The organism is Gilvimarinus sp. 2_MG-2023 (assembly GCF_030547685.1).
GTDB lineage: Bacteria > Pseudomonadota > Gammaproteobacteria > Pseudomonadales > Cellvibrionaceae > Gilvimarinus.
In genome coordinates this window covers 122,327-138,774 of the sequence record NZ_JAUOQM010000021.1, presented here as the reverse complement: position 1 = coordinate 138,774, position 16,448 = coordinate 122,327, and the positions used below count along the sequence as shown (strand labels likewise).

The following is a 16,448-nucleotide window of genomic DNA, read 5'->3' as shown; positions in this document are numbered from 1 at the left end:
TATATAAAAAAGGCCCGCTAAACACAATCAGCGGGCCTTTTTAGGTATTTTTTCACACCGCCAATAATGGCTTCATATAGGAGATCGGGGCGGCATTTTCATCATCGAACGTCACCACCTCCCACGCGTCAGGCTGAGCAATAAGTTGCCGCAGAGACTTGTTGTTGAGGGCATGACCCGATTTATGTGCTTTAAATTCACCGATCAGGCTATTGCCCAGCAGGTAAAGGTCACCAATAGCATCGAGTACTTTATGCTTTACAAACTCATCTTCGTAACGCAGCCCATCCTCATTGAGGATTCGGTACTCGTCAACTACGATGGCATTGTCGACACTGCCGCCCTTGGCCAAGCCCTTAGAGCGCAGATACTCTATTTCGTGCATAAAACCAAAGGTTCGGGCGCGGCTAACTTCTTTCACAAATGAGGTACTGGAGAAATCTACCGAGGTTTCCAGTGAGCGGTCTTGAAAGACCGGATGATCAAACTCTATCGAGAAGGTCACTTTAAAACCGTCAAATGGCACAAAGCTGGCAGATTTGTCGCCATCTTCTACCGTGATCGGACGCTTGATACGGATAAATTTCTTTGCGGCAGCCTGCTCCTGAATACCCGCCGATTGAATCAAAAACACAAACGGACCAGCACTGCCATCCATGATTGGCACTTCAGGCGCACTGACCTCAACAATCGCATTATCAATCCCTAAACCGGCCATTGCTGACAGCAAATGTTCCACGGTCGATACCTTGACGTCATCCTTGACCAAGCTAGTAGAGAGGGTGGTATCGCCGACGTTTTCGGCCTTAGCTTCAATTTCCACGACTGGGTCTAAGTCGACCCGTCGAAAGATGATGCCAGTATCCACTTCGGCGGGAAGTAACGTAAGGAACACCTTTTGACCGGTATGCAGGCCCACGCCGGTAGCGCGGATTGCATTTTTAAGGGTACGTTGTCTGATCATTGTTTGAGTCTGGCTCTCGTTTGCGATGACGGGCATATAGTTGAAACGGCTACAAAGCCCGATACCGAGTCATAGCCACTGTATCGGGCACCATAACTCACAGCAATATGACATTGCCCGTAAATTACGGCTGTAAAGGCGGAACTATAGCACAAAATGCTAAATGTCCACCAGTAACAGCCACTTTGGCGCCCAAATGTGGTGCAAACACGCTGTCACACCCTGTTAATCGCCAACCTTAGGCCACGCATCAGTCTGCCTGGCGCCGTAAAAAAGCTGGAATATCAAGATATTCCATATCTTTATCGGCAGCGGGCGCTGCATCACTCTGACCGCCGGGGCCATTGCGCATAATTGTCGGGCGATCCAGAGCTGAGTAATCGAGCTGGCCATCTGGGCGACGGGTGTTATCCACCACGACTTTGGTAGGCGCTTTTGCCGCTTGTGCGGCGCCTAAACCCGTAGCCACAACTGTGACACGCAGCTCATCAGTCAGTTCCGGATCAATCACCGTACCCACCACTATCGTGGCGTCATCCGATGAAAACTCAGCGATGGTATCGCCGACTTCTTGATACTCACCCAAAGATAAGTCCATACCGGCGGTAATATTCACCAGAATACCGCGTGCGCCCTGCAAGTTAACATCTTCCAGCAAGGGACTGCGAATAGCCGCTTCCGCCGCTTCGCGAGCGCGGGTTTCACCTTCCGCGTGCGCGGTGCCCATCATAGCCATACCCATTTCAGACATCACCGTGCGTACGTCAGCAAAGTCTACGTTGATCATGCCGGGGCGTATAATCAAATCCGCAATACCTTGTACTGCTCCTTGCAACACGCTATTGGCCGCTTTAAAGGCGTCTAGCAAACTGGTGGCTTTACCCAGCACAGATAAAAGCTTTTCATTAGGGATGGTAATCAGCGAGTCAACTCGCTCTTGCAGCTCTTTAATGCCGGCGTCCGCCACTAACATACGCTTGCGCCCTTCGAAAGGGAAAGGCTTGGTAACTACCGCCACCGTCAGTATGTCCAAATCGCGCGCGACTTCGGCAACGATAGGGGCCGCACCGGTGCCGGTACCACCGCCCATACCCGCTGCAATAAACACCATATCCGCACCGCTCAACACCTCAGCAATACGTTCACGATCTTCCATCGCCGCATGTCGACCCACCTCTGGATTGGCACCCGCACCCAAGCCTTTGGTCATACTGTTACCCAGCTGTAAAGCAACCCGGGCATCAATATCTTTCAGTGCCTGCGCATCTGTATTGGCACAGATAAACTCCACACCTTCGACATTATTTCCGATCATGTGCTTAACGGCGTTACCACCGCCGCCACCGACACCGATCACTTTAATAACTGCATTTTGTGGCATGCTATCGACTAATTCAAACATGACGTTCCCCTCTCTTCCATATTAAATCAAAAATTAAAATTCACCTTGAAACATTTTTTTCAGTTTAGCGAGCAGGTTAGGCTCGCTTTCACTGGCCGGTGTGGCAGAGTGTTCACCCTGGTGTTGCTTTAATGCGTATTGCAATAGCCCCACACCGGTAGAATAAATAGGATTGTTCACAATATCGGATAAGCCCGTAATATTTTGTGGGGCCCCCAGGCGCACCGGCATATGAAAAATTTCCTCTGCCAGCTCAACAACGCCTTCCATTTTTGCGGTACCGCCCGTCAGCACAATGCCCGCGGGAATCATATCCTCAAACCCACTGCGACGAACCTCGGCTTGCACCAACGTAAACAGCTCGTCATAACGCGGCTCGACCACTTCAGCCAGGGCCTGGCGAGACAAGTTGCGAGGTGCGCGCTCGCCAACACTTGGCACCTTAATGGTTTCATCAGGGCCTGTTAATTTAGCTAACGCACAAGCGTATTTTATTTTAATCTCTTCGGCATTTTGAGTAGGTGTACGCAAGGCCATGGCGATATCATTGGTAACTTGATCACCTGCTATTGGAATGACACCCGTGTGACGAATCGCACCATCGGTAAAGATAGCAATATCGGTTGTACCGCCACCGATATCCACAATGCAAACCCCAAGCTCACGCTCATCGTCGGTTAATACCGAATAGCTAGACGCTAATTGTTCCAAAATGATGTCTTCAACATCCAGCCCGCAGCGCCGAATACATTTATCGATATTTTGCGCAGCATTGACCGCACAGGTCACCAAGTGCACCTTTGCCTCTAAGCGAACGCCACTCATCCCTAAGGGCTCTTTAACGCCTTCTTGATCGTCAATCAAAAACTCTTGCGGCAAAATATGTAGGATCTTTTGATCTGCAGGAATGGCTACGGCTTGTGCGGCATCAATCACCCGGTCTATATCCTGGGTATAAACTTCGCGGTCTTTAATCGCCACAATACCGTGCGAATTCAAACTGCGAATATGGCTACCGGCAATACCCGCATAAACAGAATGAATTTGACACCCTGCCATCAATTCCGCCTCTTCTACGGCTCGCTGTATGGAGTGGACTGTCGACTCAATATTGACCACCACACCTTTTTTCAAACCGTTTGAGCGGCAAGAGCCAATACCAACAATTTCCAAATCGCCTTCGGGTGTAATTGCCCCGACTATGGCCACCACTTTGGAAGTGCCGATATCCAGCCCAACAATCATTTTATTGTCGTTAGAGCCTGCCATTATTTGGACCTCTTTTCCCCAAATCTTTATGTGTTGTCATGGGTCTTAACCCGCCACTTCAACGGACACGTTATAACTGTCCGACCAAGCCACCGCCAAACCATTGGCATAGCGTAAATCCACGCGTTCAACAGCATCAAATCGCTGCACTAAATATTCGTCATACACTACTAAAAACCGCTGTACTTTTTCAGGTAACTGATCTTTTCCCAGCATGAGTTGCACACCACCATCCAGCTTAACGGTCCAACTCCCCAGCTCGTCCACCCACAATTGACGAACACCTAAATTGCGCGAACGAACCATTTGCGACAAATCTTGAAACTGACGCATAATTTTTTCTGAATCTTGCTCTCGCCCATCCAACACCGGCAACTCTGCCAAGCCTTGCACCTTATCGGTATGAATAACTTGTCCACGTTGATTCAGGTACCCCGCTTCACCCCACACCGCTATCGGTGTCTGCTCAATGATGGTGACTCGTAAAGTACGTGATAAGCCACGCGCTACAATCGCCCTTTCAACCCATGGGTGCTGCTCTATCAATTTTTTTAGTTGCGCAATATTAAGGTTGACGAAATCTTGATTAATTGCCTCCCCAATCAATCGGCTCGCCTCGTCACGTGACAAGTGCTTAAACTCACCTTCAACTTTGACCGACTCTACCGGCTGTTGAACACCGTGCTGCCAAACTTTATCACCGTAAAAATAAGCACCAACTATGCTAGCAACGACACACCCTGCCAGCACCAGCCGCCCCAGCACCTTCACTAACCCAGCCATGCGACCGGAATAAATTTCGGCCCCACGTCTAGGGGTTGCTTGACGTATATTTCTAGAGCGATTAGCGGGCTTATTCATCCGGCCAGAGTCTCTTCTAGAATGGCCAATGTGAGCTCAGAAAAATTCAGCCCTTTCGCTTTGCCCGCCATTGGCACCAAAGAGTGCTCGGTCATTCCGGGCACCGTGTTCACCTCCAACATATAAAAATTACCGTTGGCATCAGCCATCACATCCACCCGCCCCCAGCCGCGACAACCAATCGACTGAAACGCGTTTAACGCCAAGGATTGCAAAGTTTCCACTTGCTCATCGCTCAAGCCACAAGGACAAATATATTGTGTATCACCCGTGACATATTTAGCCTCAAAATCATAAAAAGTATGCCCCGTTTCCAATTTTATGGGGGGCAAAGCCCTATCGCCTAAAATGGCCACGGTGTATTCAGCGCCTACAATGAGCTTCTCTGCGATGACCAAGCCATCGTACTCAGCAGCCAATTGATAGGCTCGATGTAAAGCACTCGCCGTATTCACTCTTGACATGCCAATACTGGAACCTTCATGGGCGGGCTTAACCATAACGTCGCCACCCAATCTTTCTATTACCGCGGCCCAATCGGTATCGTCATCAAGAACTGCAAAATCAGGTGTCGACACGCCCATGGCCTGCCACAACTGCTTGGTTCTGAGTTTATCCATAGCAATAGCCGACGCCTGAACTCGACTCCCGGTAAATGGTATTTCTAGGTACTCTAAAACGGCTTGAATTTTACCGTCTTCACCTCCGGGGCCATGCAATGCAATAAATGCTCGATCTAACTCGGCAGCCTGCAATTCCACGATGCTGTTTTTACCAATGTCGATACCCACACAATAAACACCCTGCCCTTCCAGCGCCGACTGTACTGCCGCACCACTTTTCAGAGAGATTTCACGCTCAGCCGAGTTGCCACCGTACAAAACGCCAACTCGACCGTATTTTTGTGTATTTACTTCCGACACTGAATAATTTCCTTCACTATCACTAATTAATAAGTTGACGCTTGGCCAACTCAACCGCCAGAGCGCCGACATTACCGGCCCCCTGAGTTATGACAATATCCCCAGCTTGTACAACATCTTGAATAACAGCGGGCACACCATCGACGCCCTCAACAAAAATGGGGTCGATTAGGCCTCGGTTGCGAATACTTCGACATAAAGTACGGCCATCGGCACCGGGCACGGGCTCTTCGCCGGCGCTGTAAACTTCAAGCATTACCAGAGCATCGACCCCCGATAACACGTCGACAAAATCTTCGAATAGATCGCGCGTACGAGAAAAACGATGCGGTTGATATACCATCACCAAACGCCGGTCTGGCCAACCATCACGAATGGCTTTAATAGTGGCGGCCACCTCTCGAGGATGATGACCATAATCATCCACTAGCATAGCGTTGCCTTCAGAAACCGGAAACTCGCCATACACCTGAAACCGCCGCCCAACACCAGTGAAGCTTTCCAAGCCCTGCACTATTGCCTGTGGACTCACCCCTTCATCCAAGGCAACTGCAACAACCGCCAAGGCGTTTAATATGTTGTGCTCACCTGGAATATTAATTTTGACACTTAAGGGTTCACTCAAACCTGAACCCACGACATTAAAAGTCGATAGCATTTTATTTTGATGAACATCGATGGCACGTATATCGCAATGCTCAGAAAAGCCATAGGTGACTACCGCACGCGACACATCATTCAGAATCTCTTGCACTACGGGATCATCACCGCAGACCACAGCCACACCATAAAATGGCAAGTTATGCAGAAACTCGACAAAGGTTTGCTTGAGCTTGGAGAAATCTCCGCCATAAGTATCCATATGATCGGCATCAATATTAGTAACCACAGCGACCATTGGCTGCAAATGTAGAAACGATGCATCGCTCTCATCAGCTTCGGCTACTAAATACCGGCTTTCGCCCAGCTGGGCATTACTGCCTGAGCTATTCACGACCCCACCAATTATATAGGTGGGGTGTCTATCCGCTGCAGCCAGCACCGACGCCATTAAACTGGTTGTGGTAGTTTTGCCGTGCGTGCCAGCTACAGCAATACCGTGCCGATAACGCATTAATTCCGCAAGCATTTCTGCACGACGAACAATAGGGATACGTTTATCGCGTGCCGCCACCATCTCAGGGTTGTGCTCTCCCACCGCACTAGAGTTCACTACCACATCAACACCGGCAACATGGGATGCACTATGACCGATAAATATCTGTGCACCCATTAACTGTAAACGCTCAGTGACATCGGATTTTTTTAAATCTGATCCAGAAATCTCATATCCTTGATTTAACAGCACTTCGGCAATACCACTCATGCCTGCGCCCCCAATACCAATAAAATGAATACGGCGAATACGGCGCATTTCTGGAACTTCGTAATAGGTTATGGACTTATCCATTCGCCAATTCCTCAATCTGATTTGCCACACTTTGCACCGCTTCAGGGCGATCCACTTTTCGCGCATTTTCTGCCATGCCTAAAAGTGTTGAGCGCTTAGCGCAGTGCTGGTGCAGCAAATCAGCTAATGTTTGTGAGTTTAAATCGCGTTGTGCCACACTGAGTGCAGCGCCGCCCCCGGCTAATACGGCGGCATTATGCGTCTGGTGGTCATCAATAGCGCTGGGTAAAGGCACAAGTAAGGCGGCCACCCCTGCCGATGCCAGTTCTGCCACTGTGAGCGCCCCGGCCCGGCAAATAACATAATCAGCCCATCCATACGCTTCACTCATATCTTCAATAAAAGGCTCAACTTTCGCCTTTACTTGGGCTTTCACATAAGCGGCTGATGTTATCTCAACATGCTTGGCGCCACACTGGTGACGAATTTGTGGACGCTGGCTCTCCTCTATTAATGCAACGGCGCTAGGCACTAACTCATTAATAGCTAACGCCCCCAAGCTCCCTCCCAGCACCAATAGTCGCAAAGGCTCTTCTCCACGCGCGGCGTATCGCACACTCGGCTCTGGCAGAGCCTGAATACTCGCTCGAACTGGATTACCGACCCACAGACCTTGCGCGAACACATTTTCAAATCCGGTCAGTGTTTTAATGGCCACACGGCTCAAAATTTTATTCGTTGTACCGGCAATGGCATTTTGCTCATGAATCACCAAAGGAACACCCAAAAGCTTTGCAGCAACACCTCCGGGGCCAGATGCAAATCCACCAAATCCAACTACCACATCCGGCTTTAAACTCTTTAAAACTTTTAATGACTGAACAATAGCTCGCCCAATAAAAAATGGGGCCTTTAACAATCCTAAGAGCCCTCGGCCACGAACGCCTTCAACGCTGAGGTAGTCGATGTCAATATTCGCCTGGGGCACTAAACGTGACTCAATACCCGCTTTTGTTCCCAGCCAAGATACAAGTACTTGGCGGCGACGCAACTCATCAGCGAGAGCGAGCGCAGGAAACACATGGCCACCGGTACCACCAGCCATAATAACCACCCGTGTCATGACATTTCTCCTGCAACCATTGACTCTCGTCGCAAGCGCGATGGATTAGTCACAGCTGTTTGCGTCTGCGGCACCACATTGGCTTCCATCGACGCTCTCATCACCAAGGCCAGCATCGAACAACAAATGATCAAGCTACTACCGCCGTAGCTAATAAACGGTAAGGTCAAGCCTTTAGTGGGCAATAAGCCACAAGACACTCCCACATTAATAAACACCTGCAGCGACAAAACAATCGCCACACCAAAACAGGCATAGGCATAAAAAAATAAATGTCGATTGTAGCAGCGGCTGGCAATTGTCAAAGTGCGCTTTATAAGCCCGGCGAATATTGCCAACAACAATACACAGCCTATTAACCCGATTTCTTCTGCAATAATGGCAAAAATAAAATCGGTATGAGCCTCAGGCAAAAAAAACAACTTTTGTACACTATTACCCAAGCCAACACCAAACCACTCGCCGCGCCCAAACGCGATTAATGACTGGGTCAGTTGATAGCCTGAATTAAATTGATCTGCCCAAGGATCTAAGAATGTCACCAACCGTTTCAATCGATATGGACTAGCAACTGCCAGCGCAGCCAGCATCCCCAAAGCACCCAGTGCCATAGGTAAAAAATACCTAAGCTTTAAACCTGCAATAAACATTATGGCGATGCTGGTCGCACCAATCACAACTGTGCTACCAAAATCCGGCTCCAGTATTAAAAGGGCAAGTAGCACCCCCAACACAGCAATTAAAGCACCAAACTCTTTCCAACTGCTAACAGCCACTGGCTGACGTCTCGAAAAATAACTGGCGAAGAATATAATCACCGCAAATTTAGCCAGCTCTGAAATCTGCACCGCAAAAAACCCAAAGCTAATCCAGCGTTGCGAACCATTCACTTTTTTCCCAATTCCGGGGATTAATACAACAACCAAAAGCATTATCGCTACAATTAACAGGGGCTCACCCAGCTTTTGCCAAAGCTCACCCGGCACTAAAAACACAACCGCTGCACTGGTGACCCCCATAACGAGAAAAATTATGTGGCGCTCCACAAAATAAAACGCATTGCCATAGTACGCCGAAGCAAAGGCAATAGAGGCGGAGGCCACCATAACAATACCCACAGACACCAGCGCGCCCCATAAAAGCAGAAGCTTCCAGTCTGGTTCACTAGCGGGCAAAAGCGGCTGCCACTTAACCATTCGCAGCCTCTCCCACCCAGCGGGAGAAAATTTCCCCGCGCTGAATATAATTATCGAACTCATCAAAACTTGCACAAGCCGGACTTAAGAGCACGCTATCTTTGGGTTGAGCAAACTTTCGGGCAGAGTCAAAGGCCTCAGCCATACCGGCCACTTGCACCAAACCAGGCACCCCCTGTAAAGCCTCTGCCAATAACGATGCATCTTGGCCGTATACAATCACATGGCGAGCCTGTTGCATTAACACAGGCTTTAACGCTGAAAAATCAGCATCTTTGGCTACTCCGCCCAACAGAACTACCAACTTTGCCGAGGGATTAGCCAATCCGTTAATAGCGGCCAAGGTGGCACCGACATTGGTGCCCTTAGAATCATTGATAAACTTAACGTCGTCGATAACACCAACGGGCTCACAGCGATGAGGTAAACCTCTAAATGAACGCAACGCCTGAACCATAGCCTCTTGCGTGAAGCCTGCCGCTTTGCCTATAGCTAATGCAGCCAGTGCATTATCGACATTATGACTGCCGACAATACTCAACTCGCCGACCGGCATTAAAGGAGTGAGCTGATCGCAAAGCCATGCTTCCCCTTCACGCACCTGCAGCCCCATATTTTTAAAGTCAGCACTGCCTCCGAAAGAGGTGACCGTTACATCCGCTGCAATTGGAGGATGGGTTAAAATATCACGTCGATTGACAACCACCTGCTGCGCACCAAAATACACTCGTTGTTTAGCCGCATGATAGGCAGGTATGGAGTCATATCTATCCATATGGTCGGGACTGATATTGAGAATGCTGGCAACCTGCGCACCGAGCTTGGATGTAGTCTCCAACTGAAAGCTGGATAACTCCAACACATACAACTCTATGGCATCATTCAATAAATCCAGCGCAGGCGTGCCTAAATTTCCACCGACAGCAACATTTACCCCTTGCGCCTGGGCCATTTCTCCCACTAATGTGGTGACCGTACTTTTAGCATTTGACCCGGTAATAGCGATAATGGGAGCTTTTGCATGTTGCACAAATAGATCGATATCACCCAACACTGCCACGCCCTGTGCTTTCGCCAGCGCCAGCCGTGGCTCTTTCAGACTCACCCCTGGGCTGACAATAATTTCGTCCATGGACAAGAGCAACGACTCATCCCACGAGCCAAACTCACAATGCACATCGGGAAACTGCTCAGCGATAAGAGTGGCATTGGGTGGCAGTTCGCGTGTATCAAAAAACGTAAAACGCTGCCCTGATTCTTGCAAAAAGCGCGCAACAGACAGGCCGGTAATTCCGGTGCCTATAACTGCTACGCATCTACTTGTTGCAATCAGCTCACTCACGCTTAACCTCAACGTAATTTCAGTGTCGCCAGCCCAAACAGGACCAACATAACGGTGATAATCCAAAACCGCACAATCACTCGTGGTTCCGGCCAACCTTTCAACTCAAAATGGTGGTGCAGTGGCGCCATTCGAAAAATTCGTCGGCCGGTCAATTTATATGAACCTACTTGCAAAATCACCGAGACGGTTTCCATAACAAAAACGCCACCCATAATAAAAAACACTATTTCATGACGCACGATGACAGCAATAATGCCCAGTGCAGCGCCCAGCGACAGCGCGCCCACATCACCCATAAACACCTGTGCGGGATAGGTGTTAAACCAGAGAAAACCTAAACCCGCGCCGCACAACGCAGCGCAAAAAACCACCAGCTCACCACTGCCAGGCACATGAGCAATATGCAGGTACTGTGCAAATTCAAAGTGCCCAGTGACATAGGCAATCACACCGAGAGCACCCGCCACCATCACCGACGGCATAATGGCCAAGCCATCTAAACCATCGGTTAGGTTCACCGCGTTACTTGACCCGACCACGACAAAGTAGGTCAGCACCACATAAAAAACACCCAACTCCAACGCAAAGTCTTTCAAAAAGGGTAAAAACAATTGAGTTTCTACCGCTTCCGTTGCAGTCATATACAAAAAAACGGCAGCACCAACACCCCCAACCGATTGCCACAGGTATTTCCAGCGCGCTGGTAACCCACGCGAATTTTTTTGTACTACTTTTCGGTAATCATCCACCCAGCCCACAGCACCAAATACTGCGGTCACCATCAACACTACCCATACATATCGATTTGCCAAATCAGCCCACAACAAAGTACTGATAAAGATAGACGCCAGAATTAAAGTACCACCCATGGTCGGCGTGCCCGACTTGGTCAGATGCGATTGAGGTCCGTCGTCTCTCACTGACTGCCCTATTTGCAACTGATTCAATTTACGAATCATCCAGGGGCCCATTAACAATGAAATGCCTAAGGCGGTCATAACACTCAAAATAGCGCGCAACGTCAGGTACTGAAACACAAAAAAGTGACTGTTGTATTCTTGTAAGTTTTCAGCCAACCAGAGCAACATTAGATATCTTCCCCGCGAATCAATGCCTCGGCGACTAAGTCCATACGCGCGCTACGAGAGCCTTTAATTAATACAGTGCAGTCGCTGTCAGTCATCACACATAATAAATGACTGATAAGATCATCCTGCGTCTCAAAATGTTTACACGGCCCATCAAAGTGTTCCGCCACAGCCTTTGCCATTGAACCGATAGTAAATACAGCTTGTAGGGATTTTTCTGAAGCGTATGCACCTATGTCGGCATGATGCAAATAGGACTCATCACCCAGCTCACCCATATCTCCCATAACTAAAATATTCACACCTTTAATCTCTGCCAAAACATCAATTGCCGCACGCACCGAACCTGGATTGGCATTGTAGGAGTCATCAATAATGGTACTGCCATGAGGGCCCGCGCAAAACTTCATTCGCCCATCAACCGGATTAAACCGAGCAAGCCCCTCAACAATAGATTCATCTCGGGCTCCAACAGCATAAGCGCAGCAGGCTGCAGCTAAGGCATTGCGAACATTATGGTAACCACTAACCGGAAGTTGTACTGGTAAAGTGCGCCCCAACAATTGCAAATCAAAGCTCAAACCACTGGCTGAAGTTTGAATATTCGATGCATAACAGTTGGCCTGGGTATTGTTCAGCGAGAATGTAAGCAGTGTTCGTTTTTTGATCTGCGACAACCACTGACCGGAAAACTGGTCATCGATATTAATCACACAACAACCATCAGCTTTAACACCCTGATAAATTTCACCTTTGGCTTCCGCCACTCCCTCTAGAGAACCAAACCCCTCTAGATGAGCAGGCATAACATTATTGACCAAACCGACATCAGGCAGGGCAAGTTCACACAAGTAAGCTATTTCGCCAATGCTACTTGCTCCCATCTCGACAATCGCAAAACTCTCATTGCCCGATAAACGCAGTAACGTAAGTGGCACACCAATATGATTATTGAGGTTACCTTGAGTCGACAGCACAGGGCCTTGCTCACGCAAGATACCATCAACCATTGTTCGAACCGTTGTTTTACCGCTGGAGCCTGTAACTGCAATTACCGGGCCGGTAAAACGTTGGCGATTAATACGAGCCAATTCACCCAACCCCAATACAGTGTCGTCTACTTGCAACTGAGGTAAATCACAATCGGGGTCAACCGTATCAACCAAGGCACCTACAGCCCCTTTTTCTTGTACCTGCTGCAAATACGCATGGCCATCGAAATTGGGGCCGCGCAGTGCGACGAAAAAATCACCCGCTTTTATTTTGCGCGAATCAATACCCACTTGTTGAAAGGACTGACTGTTACCAGTAGCAAGAGCCGCTGCATAGCGAGAAAAATCATCGCGCAATTGAGCAATTGTCATAGTGCCAATCATTATGCGCCTCCCCGTTTTTGTAGAGCGCTTATTGCGCACTCCACATCGTTAAAACGGCTCTCTTTGTCAGCAAAAATCTGGACCTGCTCATGCCCTTTACCGGCAATAAGAACAGCATCGCCCGCTGCGGCTTGCTGTACCGCTAACTCTATAGCTTTCTCTCTATCGGGAATAACCAGGCAGCGCTCCGGATTGTGCATACCCTCAACGATTTGAGCTGCAATAGCAGCAGGGTCTTCGCTTCGAGGGTTATCGTTAGTCACAATTATATAATCAGAGGATTTTTCCGCGGCGCGTCCCATAATAGATCTTTTTTCGACATCGCGATCACCACCACAACCGAAAACACACCAGACACTGCCGTCTGCATGTAAGCGCAACGCTCGCAATGCTTTTATGAGTGCATCCGGTGTGTGAGCGTAATCAACCACAACTTGCACACCTTGCTCCGGACCCAGCTGTACCTGCTCCATGCGACCCGGCGCCGACTTCAAAAGCGGTACGTATTGTACGACTCGCTTAAGATCATAGCCGCGAATTAATATCGCACTTATGGCCGCCAATAAATTACTCGCATTAAATTCACCAATTAGCGGTGAATTAAATGATGCCGATTCACCGCGAAATTCGATACGACCGGAAACACCACTGCATGAATATTGCAACGAGTGACAATATAAATCTGCCTTAGGATTATGTATTGAATAAGTAAAACACTCGGCATATTTAGCCGCCCGCTTCTGCAGGCCAGCACACCACACATCATCAAGGTTCAAAATTGCGTGCTTCAGGCCTCGGCTTTTCAACAATTTAGCTTTAGCTTTACCGTACTGCTTAAAATCACCGTGATAATCGAGATGATCGTGAGATAAATTGGTAAAAATAGCCGTGGTAATTCGTATGTCTTTTACCCGGTGCTGTACCAGTGCATGAGAAGAAACTTCCATAGCCAAGGCGTCAACACCATCAGCGGCCAGCTCTTGCAAAGCTCGCTGAACAGTAATCGCGTCAGGCGTTGTTAGCCCAGTTGCAGTTATTTCCCTTTGAGGTTTTCCATAGCCCAATGTACCTAAACTTGCGGCATTCTTTCCCACCAAACTCATTAACTGAGCAATCAGCAACGCTGTTGTTGTTTTACCATTGGTGCCGGTAATGCCGATCACGTCCATCGATGCGCTAGGGTCGCCAAAGACGATTCCAGCTATATGACTGAGCTTTTTATCCAGCTGATCAATCCACACGACTGATCGTGCATTAAAATGATCATCAAACCCACGCTTATCCGCCAGCACTGCAACGGCCCCAGCCTCTATCGCGTCATCTATGTAATCGACCGCATTAATGCGTGCTCCTTGCAAGGCGATAAACAGGTCACCCGGCAACACATTACGGCTGTCTAAGGTAATACCCGTAAACGTTTGCTTCGCCAATGAGGATGGAGATTCCTCTAGCAGCGACTCTATTTTCATTGTCGTCGCGCGCATTATAATGCCACCCCGTGAGCGGCAAGCTGATCAACCGACTTAGGACTAACACTAAGACGAACAGGCTTGCTATGAGGGGGTTCTTGCAGCAGACGCAAAGCATCTTCGGTAATTTTGGCAAATGTTGGAGCCGCTACCTGACCACCGTGATACTTGGTATCTCGTGGCTCATCAATCATGACCGCAACAATAATTTCCGGATCATCGGCCGGTGCTACTCCAACAAACGAGCCAATATATAGATGATCAGCATAACCGCCAGCATCCGCTTTATGCGCGGTACCGGTTTTCCCAGCAACTGAATAGGAATCGATAAAAGCTCTGCTGCCAGTGCCGTCATCGCTAACCACCTTGCGCAACATTTTCATAACATCGCGAGCATAATGAGCTTCTACAACTTTCTGTCCGGGCGGGGATTTATCCGTGCGCAATAAACTCACTGGGCGCTTTACACCTTCATTGGCAATCACTGCGTACGCTTGCGCCAACTGCACAACGGTTAAATTCAGCCCGTAGCCAAATGCATAGGTCGCCTGCTGAATGGGTCGCCAGCGATCATATTCCGGTAACACACCCACCGCCTCACCGGGAAAGCCGGTTCCGGTGCCTTGCCCTAGACCCAACCGGTAGTACATATCGCGAACGACGTCAGGCTCTAATTGCAGCGCCATTTTAGTCATACCCACTTGGCTTGACTTGGCAATAATCCGGGTAATGTCCAGCTCACCATAATTGACCGGATCAAGTAGTGTTTTCCGCCCCACTTGAACGTACCCAGGCGTGGTATCTATCACGGTGTATGGCTTAAATTGCTCCGTCTCTAACGCAGCCAAAACGGCCAATGGCTTAATGGTTGACCCCGGTTCAAACACATCTGTGATGGCGCGATTACGTAAACTTGCAGGGGCGATATTACTGCGATCATTAGGATTGTAAGACGGCTGGTTTGCCATCGCTAAGACCTCTCCGGTTTTTGCATTGAGCACAACCACAGAGCCCGCCTTGGCACCAAAATTAGCAACCGCCTGCTTGAGCTCGCGATACGCCACATACTGCAATCGCAGATCAATACTTAACGCCATGGCTTGACCGCTGCGCGCGGACTTAATCAACCCCAGCTCTTTAATGGTTCGGCCACGCAAATCTTTCATAACTTGTTTGGCGCCCGACTCACCCGTGAGCCATGCGTCGTAAGCTAATTCCATCCCCTCCTGACCGCGATCATCGATATCGGTCATACCCACTAAATGGGCCGTCACTTCACCGGCTGGATAGTAACGGCGATATTCACGCTGGGCATAGACTCCATCAATACCCAGATCGAGAATTGTCGCCGCTTCATGTGGGGGGAGATGGCGCTCCAGGTACATAAATTCTTTTGCGCTGAATTTGACTAAACGTGACTCCAGCATGGCCTTATCCCAGGACAGCGCCTGCGCTAATCGCGACCAATCTTTGGGGTGCTGAAGCAAAACCTTAGGGTTGGCCCAAATAGACTCTACCGGCGTACTCACCGCCAAAGGCTCGCCATTGCGATCGGTAATTACACCGCGATAAGCACTGATAGGCTCGGTTCTTACTGTTCGAGCCTCACCCTGGCCCTGCAAAAACTCAAAACCACGGTCAGCATCGGGCAACACCTGTAGCGATGCCATCCGCCACAACAAGACGGCAGCCAGCAGCAGCATGGCAATAACCACGCTGTAAAAACGCCACGACTGTAAGCGCTGCTGCTGCATCTATTATTCCTTCCCCACAAATATTATTTGACCCGACTCCGGCACCTGCATTTGCAGCTCCCGTTCGGCCTCTGTACGCACCCGAGAATAAGAGGCCCAGGTACTCTGCTCTAACAAAAACTGCCCCCACTCCACCTGCAAGTGGGCCGACTCTCGACGCAAACCTTCCAGCTGATCTGTTTCTTTGCGCACCTGATGAGTTACATGAACCACCATCAAGGCCGATATCACACAGCTGAACCAGAGCGCCACAACCAACCATCGAGCCGTCACAAGTAAACGCCCCGA

The 16,448-nt window shown here is 49.2% G+C and carries 14 protein-coding genes; all 14 read right to left on the bottom strand.

The genetic code is table 11. From position 1 onward, the window contains the following. Nucleotides 1–52: 52 nt before the first annotated feature. Nucleotides 53–964 (bottom strand): UDP-3-O-acyl-N-acetylglucosamine deacetylase, encoded by a 912-nt coding sequence (lpxC, locus tag Q4526_RS05120; protein ID WP_215975817.1) that lies wholly within the window; start codon nt 962–964, stop codon nt 53–55. A 250-nt stretch (nt 965–1,214) separates the two neighbouring features. Continuing rightward, nucleotides 1,215–2,366: a cell division protein FtsZ gene (gene ftsZ / locus Q4526_RS05115; protein WP_215975816.1), complete on the bottom strand. Its 1,152-nt coding sequence runs from the start codon at nt 2,364–2,366 to the stop codon at nt 1,215–1,217. A gap of 33 nt (nt 2,367–2,399) precedes the next feature. Next, the gene (ftsA, locus tag Q4526_RS05110) at nt 2,400–3,635 is read right to left on the bottom strand and encodes a cell division protein FtsA (RefSeq protein ID WP_215975815.1); all 1,236 of its coding nucleotides are present in this window, start codon (nt 3,633–3,635) and stop codon (nt 2,400–2,402) included. Between the two features lie 45 nt (nt 3,636–3,680). After that, on the bottom strand, nt 3,681–4,496 hold the full coding sequence (locus Q4526_RS05105) for a cell division protein FtsQ/DivIB (RefSeq protein WP_215975814.1): 816 nt from the start codon (nt 4,494–4,496) through the stop codon (nt 3,681–3,683). Then, a complete protein-coding gene (locus Q4526_RS05100) occupies nt 4,493–5,419 on the bottom strand; it encodes a D-alanine--D-alanine ligase (RefSeq protein WP_303604019.1) in 927 nt (308 codons plus the stop codon). The genes Q4526_RS05105 and Q4526_RS05100 overlap by 4 nt, the downstream gene beginning before the upstream one ends. 22 nt (nt 5,420–5,441) lie before the next feature. Next, complete coding sequence (gene murC, locus Q4526_RS05095; RefSeq protein ID WP_215975812.1) at nt 5,442–6,869, bottom strand: UDP-N-acetylmuramate--L-alanine ligase; 1,428 nt, start codon at nt 6,867–6,869, stop codon at nt 5,442–5,444. Further along, nucleotides 6,862–7,932 carry an undecaprenyldiphospho-muramoylpentapeptide beta-N-acetylglucosaminyltransferase gene (gene murG, locus Q4526_RS05090; protein WP_215975811.1) on the bottom strand — a complete coding sequence of 357 codons (1,071 nt, stop codon included), beginning with the start codon at nt 7,930–7,932 and terminating at the stop codon, nt 6,862–6,864. The genes murC and murG overlap by 8 nt, the downstream gene beginning before the upstream one ends. After that, on the bottom strand, nt 7,929–9,128 hold the full coding sequence (gene ftsW / locus Q4526_RS05085; RefSeq protein WP_215975810.1) for a putative lipid II flippase FtsW: 1,200 nt from the start codon (nt 9,126–9,128) through the stop codon (nt 7,929–7,931). The genes murG and ftsW overlap by 4 nt, the downstream gene beginning before the upstream one ends. After that, nucleotides 9,121–10,470 (bottom strand): UDP-N-acetylmuramoyl-L-alanine--D-glutamate ligase, encoded by a 1,350-nt coding sequence (gene murD / locus Q4526_RS05080; protein ID WP_215975809.1) that lies wholly within the window; start codon nt 10,468–10,470, stop codon nt 9,121–9,123. Before murD ends, ftsW begins: the two co-directional genes overlap by 8 nt. Before the next feature lie 8 nt (nt 10,471–10,478). After that, nucleotides 10,479–11,561 carry a phospho-N-acetylmuramoyl-pentapeptide-transferase gene (gene mraY / locus Q4526_RS05075; RefSeq protein WP_215975808.1) on the bottom strand — a complete coding sequence of 361 codons (1,083 nt, stop codon included), beginning with the start codon at nt 11,559–11,561 and terminating at the stop codon, nt 10,479–10,481. Then, on the bottom strand, nt 11,561–12,925 hold the full coding sequence (gene murF, locus Q4526_RS05070; protein ID WP_215975807.1) for a UDP-N-acetylmuramoyl-tripeptide--D-alanyl-D-alanine ligase: 1,365 nt from the start codon (nt 12,923–12,925) through the stop codon (nt 11,561–11,563). The genes mraY and murF overlap by 1 nt, the downstream gene beginning before the upstream one ends. A gap of 11 nt (nt 12,926–12,936) precedes the next feature. After that, a complete protein-coding gene (locus tag Q4526_RS05065) occupies nt 12,937–14,421 on the bottom strand; it encodes a UDP-N-acetylmuramoyl-L-alanyl-D-glutamate--2,6-diaminopimelate ligase (protein ID WP_303609542.1) in 1,485 nt (494 codons plus the stop codon). Next, complete coding sequence (locus Q4526_RS05060; RefSeq protein WP_215975806.1) at nt 14,421–16,160, bottom strand: penicillin-binding protein 2; 1,740 nt, start codon at nt 16,158–16,160, stop codon at nt 14,421–14,423. Before Q4526_RS05060 ends, Q4526_RS05065 begins: the two co-directional genes overlap by 1 nt. Nucleotides 16,161–16,163: 3 nt before the next feature. Further along, nucleotides 16,164–16,433 (bottom strand): cell division protein FtsL, encoded by a 270-nt coding sequence (gene ftsL, locus Q4526_RS05055; RefSeq protein ID WP_215975805.1) that lies wholly within the window; start codon nt 16,431–16,433, stop codon nt 16,164–16,166. Between the last annotated feature and the right edge of the window lie 15 nt (nt 16,434–16,448).